Genomic DNA, 5,889 nt, shown 5'->3' with positions numbered 1-5,889 from the left:
TTCAGTCCACCAGCAGCAAAAAATTCTATCGTTGGACGGTTTCCCCCTATTTTCCCTTTTGTCCCCTCTTAGAAGTGGGAGAATCCCTTGCCTAATTAGGGTTTGCTGAAAAAGTTTTTCGGTGGGGGTTGGGGGTTGGGGTGTGGGGTGTGGGGTTTGAACAGTTTTGAGGTGGCCAATTACCTAATTTTCAGGGAAAAAGTGCCTAAATTTCCCCCCGATCACTGCCATATCCAGTACTTTTTGATTGACAAAAGGTCTAAAAGTCTTACCCAACAAGGTTTTTAGATTTATTCAGCAGACCCTAATTAGCCTTCTCTATTCTTTTGCAAATAATCGACTAATGCCCATAATCCTAGACGATAACTTTCGGCCCCAAAACCGCTAATCTGTCCGATGGCTATATCGGCAATGTAGGAATGATGACGAAAAGACTCGCGTTTGTAAATATTGCTTAAGTGTACTTCCACACAGGCCATTTTTGTGCCTAATAGTGCGTCGCGGATGGCGATACTGGTATGAGTATAAGCTCCCGCATTAATCAAAATACCGTCATGCTGACCCCATGCTTGCTGAATCCAGTCCACTAATTGCCCTTCCTGATTGGACTGGTGTGCGGTTAAATTCACCCCTAAACGGGTAGCTTCTTCGTTTAAAAACCGGTTAATCGCCTCTAAATTGACGTTACCGTAGAGATTCGGCTCTCTTTTCCCCAATAGGTTTAAATTCGGCCCGTGCAGAACCAGAATGCTTAGTTTATTCACAAATGTCCTCCCTATCACCACGAGAATTAATCTTATCTCGATCAGGGACTATTGCCGATCAACAACATTTTTGCCGCTACGGTAATCACCGCACCAATAGTAGCACTGAGCGCACCGACGTTGATCGGCAGAATTAGACCTCGGAATCCCTGTAGGTCGGAAATAGCTTTAATCATGGTAGCTTGTTCATTTTCCACCTTTTCGAGTCGTTTATCCACCCCTCCAACTTTCTCGGTCAAAGTAGCTAATCCTATCTCTACTTTATTTAATCGTTCATCGATTCTGTCAAAGCGATCATCAATCTTGTCAAATTTTTGATTAACGTCCCTTTGTAGATTGTCTATTTTTTCCCTCGCTCCTGGTCAGAATAGTTTCTAGGGAATAAGTGACGGTTTCTCCTGACATTCTGGTAAACTCCCCTTAGTTTTATCTTGATCCTTCTCCCATTCTCGCTTTATCGATGGGAAACTACCCTTTAATTATCATCCCAAAATATAGCGCTGGTGGTTGTTTCCCCAGCAGATACCGGCATCTGTCCCCTTTTGTCGATAAAATTTGTTAGATTTTGGAGGAGAAATGTTAACTTATTTTAAAATTTATGTTGAGCAGCACTGCTACCTATCCCATCGGGGGAACAGATATCGATCGCTTTGATTGTCGTCAAGTTTGGTATCCTATCTACTACGTCAAAGATTTAGACAAAAAGCAGCCCCAACGCTTTACCCTACTAGAACAGGATTTAGTGATTTGGTGGGACAAAAATCAGCAAGAATGGCGAGTTTTCGAGGATAAATGTCCCCATCGCTTGGCTCCTCTCTCAGAAGGTCGTCTTAACGAAAGCGGACATCTAGAATGTCCCTATCACGGTTGGTCTTTTTCCGGAGGGGGAAACTGTGAATTTATTCCCCAACAACCGGAAAACAGTCAAGCTAACACCTCTCGACGCGCTTGTGTGCGGTCTTTTCCCACGGCTATCCGTCAGGGATTATTATTCGTTTATGCGGGTAATCCCGAAAATGCTCCCCTGACTGAGATTCCGATTATTGAACCCATGGAGGAGGATGCCGATGCTTGGATTTGTTTGGATACCTTTCGAGATCTACCCTACTCGGCCGTCACTTTAATCGAAAATATTATCGATTCTAGTCATGTTCCCTATACCCATCATCTCACCATCGGTAATCGGGCCAATGCCGCTCCTATGGAGTTAGAAATTATCGAGTCCAATCGTCAGGGATTTAAGGGAATTTGGCCCGAAGGACCGCGTAAAGGTAAATTAGGTCAACAATACAGCAATTTTATCGCCCCCGGATTAATTTACCACGATCTCACCTCGGAAAAGTTCGGACGGACTTTAACCGCGGTCTATGCAACTCCAATCCGTCAGGGAGAATGTCGTCTCTTTGCTCGTTTTCCCTTTAAATTTAACTCTAAGTTGCCGAAATTCTTCATTAAGCTTACCCCCACTTGGTATTCCCACATCAATCAAAACGCTATTCTTGAAGATGATCAGATTTTTCTCTACTATCAAGAGCGTTATCTGCAAGCTCAGGGGGATAGTCGGAATTTTAGTCAAGCTTGTTATCTCCCCACCAAAGCGGATTTATTCGTGTTTGAGTATCGCAATTGGGTTAATCAATACCAAGCTGATCCTTTCGCTGGTCAACCTTTTCCCCCCCTACAATCAAAAGAGATTCTCCTCGAACGCTATCAGTCCCATACCAAAAATTGTGCTGTTTGTCAAGGGGCTTTAAAAAATATTAATCGTCTGCGGGGGTTAACATTAGCGATCGCTATTATTCTTGGTCTATCTCTACCACTTTTAGCCCTAATTTTCGGTCAATCGGCCCTCCTTCCCGTGACAGTGCTGACAGCATTAACTGTAATTATGGTGGGAGCTTATTGGCGCTTGGGAGAACTGAAAAAACAGTTTTATCAAGGACGGGAATTATTGCCGAGAAATACCGGTAAAAAGAGCGGAAGTTAGGGAACCTGTTCCTCTTTGCTTTGATTTTGGGGAGATTGCTGAAGCTCTTGCCAGCGAGTTTCTGCCAGTTGTTTTTGTGTTTGCACTTCTCGGTCATTGGAACGATAACGAAGTGATTCTTGATAAGCTTGAATCGCTCGCTCGTATTGACCGAGTTTAAACCAACTATTGCCTAAACTTTTCCAGGTTTCGGGGTTATCTTTTTGTCTTTGAATCGCCTGTTGATAGGCAGTTATAGCTTGGGAATTGTCACCTAAACGATAGCAAGCGTTACCGATACCGATAAAAACTTCGGCTTTTTGGGAAGAAATGCGGCGAGCTTTTTCGTAGGATGCGATCGCTTCTTGAAATCTTTCCATTTGATGAAGTAATGCCCCTTGATTTAACCAAGCTTGATAATAATTAGAATTGGCTTTAGTTGCTTGAGTAAATGCCTCCAAAGCTTCTGAATTGCGACCTAATTTTTGCAGAATAATCCCTTGACTATAGTGAGCTTGGGAAAATTGGGGATTAAATTGTCCAGCTTTGCTATAACTTTCTAAAGCATCATTAATTTTATTTAATTGATACAAACTATTACCTTTTTGATACCAAATTAAGGCATTATCCGATTCGATCGCTAGAGCCTGATCGTAGGCTTTAACTGCCCCTTCATAATCCTCAAGATTTTGTAATGACCAGCCTTTTTTATACCATGCTTTGGCATCATTTTGCTGAAAAGTTAACAATTTGTCAAGAGCTTTTTGGGCGGCGGAATATTGTTGCAGTTCTAAATAGATATTGGCTTTACCTTGCCAAGCTTGACTAGCGGCAGGATTAAAAGATAAGACCCGATCAAAACTTTCCAAAGCCTCCTGATTTTTGCCTAATTTATCTAAAGCTTGCCCGCGACCGAACCAAGCTTGCCAAGCGGAATCTGGGTTAATTTGAATAGCTTTTTCGTAGGTATTTAAAGCTTCCGAGTATCTTTTTAAAGCTAATAAAGTATCAGCTTTTCCTTGCAATGCCCCAAGATAATCGGGATTAATTTTTAAGGCTTGACCATAGGAATTAAGGGCATCAGTATAGCGTTTGAGTTGATAAAAAGTCTGACCTTGTTGATAGTAATCAAGAGAATTACGAGAATTTTTCCAATAGTCAAAACCCAGATAAGCACCTGCTATTAAGCCAATTACCCCAGAGACAAACAAGATTTTTGTTGGCCAAGATTTCCCTTGACGAGCCACCTGACCTTGAGGTTTCACACCATAGGTAGTTTTCGGAGCGAGATGATAAATTTTCCCTAATTTTCTCAGATCGATTAATGCTTCACTGACACTGGTATAACGCTGACGAAAATCATAGCGGATCATGCGCTCGATAACATAACTAAACTCGGCGCTAGTCATGGCCAAATGTTGCCAGAGAATTTCCCCCGTGCGAGCATCCAGTGGAATATCTTCGGTATCTTTACCGGTTAAAGCTTGTAATCCAATAATACCAGTGGCATAGATATCGCTACTAAAACGCGGATAACCCTGGGCCTGTTCACTGGGGAAATAACCAGGGGTACCAATAGCGACGGTAGAAACGGTTTTACCTTCTTTAACCACTTGAGTGCTAATTTCTTTGACAGCACCAAAATCAATTAAAACCAATTGATGATCTTGGCTGCGACGAATAAGATTGAAGGGATTAACATCGCGATGGATCACCTGTTTGTGATGGACAAATTCGAGAATTGAGAGAATTTCTGTTAATAAAGCCACCACTTTCCCTTCATCTTGCCTATAGACACCGGCAGTAATTTCTCTGGCTAAATCTTCCCCTTCAATGTATTCTTGCACGAGGAAAAATTGCCCATTTTCCTCAAAATAAGCAAATAAACGGGGAATCTGGCGATGAATGCCCAATTCTTGCAGGATTTTCGCCTCGGTTTCAAATAGTCGTCTAGCGATGGCTATAGTTTCGGCATCCTGGCACTGGGGTTTAAATTGTTTGATCACACAGCGATTTTGATTGGGTAACTGGCGATCGCAGGCCAAGAAAGTCTGTCCGAATCCCCCTTTCCCCAATTGACGGATAATTTGGTAGCGATGACTAAGGATGTTTCCGGTAGCGAGTTCCATAGACGATGGCAATCCGAGGTTTTTTACGATTCTTTTTTACTATTCTAGGCTTTTCGGCTCTCTTTTGCGGTGGATAGACAAAGTACAGAAATTCTGCCATTCTACTTTTTTCCCTATAGAGAGGGAAAAAATTCCCTGTGGAGGGGACTGACATGACAGACAGAAAAAAATAATCTAGAAACAGAGAAAGTTCACTGTTGTTTTTTGAGAGGATAACCGCTATGTCTATCAATCCTGTTACCAGAGTTAGTACACCTTTACTGATTACCCTGCTCATGGGTTCCATGTCCGGTACTTTTCCCGTCCTCGCTCAAAGTAATATTAATCGGCAAAGTCTCATCGCTCAACAAATCTCGATTCCGGCGGGAACAGTTATTCCCCTGAATTACGAGAAAGCCGATAAAATTTTAGTTTCTAAAAGCGATGTTATTCCTCTGACTTTAACCGTAGCCAGAGATATTCGTAACCGGAATGGGAGTGTGGTGATTGCAGCGGGAAGTGAAGTCAAGGGTACTCTAGAAGCGGCCGGCCGAGGTGTGCGGTTTATTGCCGATGAAATTGGCCTCGATGGGGGTAATCGCACTATTCCCCTCAATGCTAGTTCGCGATTAATTACTACCACTGAAACGGTGCGTAAAGGGGCAAAAACTCAAGATATCTTAGGGGGAACCGTCGCTGGTGCGGGGGCAGCCACAGCGATCGCTGCTCTCACGGGCGATCGCAAGATTGAAGTTCTCGATGTCTTAGCGGGGGCAGCCGTGGGAACCCTTGCAGGATGGGGTTTACCGGCGGCGGGAATTGTCGGTGGTAGTTCCGTGCAGTTATACTCTGTTAACCCCGATCGAGATTTAAATATTACCCTGCAATCGCCCCTAGTGATCAGAGATTATTGACACTCCCGTCGCGCTCATGCGAGGGATTCTTGGTTCACTGACTCAAGTTGTCTTGACAGGTATTGCTACCAACCAAAATAGAGCTTAAATCTCCCCAAGCGTTTAGGTCTGATGACCAACTTCCGATATGCCCTATC

General features: G+C 43.2%; 4 protein-coding genes and 1 pseudogene. 2 read left to right on the top strand and 3 right to left on the bottom strand.

From position 1 onward, the window contains the following. Positions 1 to 308: 308 nt before the first annotated feature. Positions 309 to 764: a type II 3-dehydroquinate dehydratase gene (gene aroQ / locus IM479_RS21350; RefSeq protein WP_002797921.1), complete on the bottom strand. Its 456-nt coding sequence runs from the start codon at positions 762 to 764 to the stop codon at positions 309 to 311. 41 nt (positions 765 to 805) lie between these two features. After that, positions 806 to 1,169, bottom strand: a pseudogene (locus IM479_RS21345) (hypothetical protein). Positions 1,170 to 1,362: 193 nt separating this feature from the next. On the opposite strand from IM479_RS21345, the gene IM479_RS21340 reads away from it, so the two are divergent. Beyond that, positions 1,363 to 2,751 carry an aromatic ring-hydroxylating dioxygenase subunit alpha gene (locus IM479_RS21340; RefSeq protein WP_287687717.1) on the top strand — a complete coding sequence of 463 codons (1,389 nt, stop codon included), beginning with the start codon at positions 1,363 to 1,365 and terminating at the stop codon, positions 2,749 to 2,751. On the opposite strand, the gene IM479_RS21335 is transcribed toward IM479_RS21340, so the two are convergent. Next, positions 2,748 to 4,859: a serine/threonine-protein kinase gene (locus IM479_RS21335; RefSeq protein WP_287687718.1), complete on the bottom strand. Its 2,112-nt coding sequence runs from the start codon at positions 4,857 to 4,859 to the stop codon at positions 2,748 to 2,750. The genes IM479_RS21340 and IM479_RS21335 overlap by 4 nt on opposite strands. Positions 4,860 to 5,080: 221 nt before the next feature. On the opposite strand from IM479_RS21335, the gene IM479_RS21330 reads away from it, so the two are divergent. Further along, entirely contained in the window at positions 5,081 to 5,752 is a 672-nt protein-coding gene (locus tag IM479_RS21330) for a hypothetical protein (RefSeq protein WP_287687719.1), read from the top strand. Positions 5,753 to 5,889 lie beyond the last annotated feature (137 nt).

The sequence above is a fragment of the Microcystis sp. M165S2 genome (assembly GCF_020245885.1).
Classification (GTDB): domain Bacteria; phylum Cyanobacteriota; class Cyanobacteriia; order Cyanobacteriales; family Microcystaceae; genus Microcystis.
The sequence above is the reverse complement of the archived record's forward strand: the minus strand, read 5'-3'. Positions and strand labels throughout refer to the sequence as shown.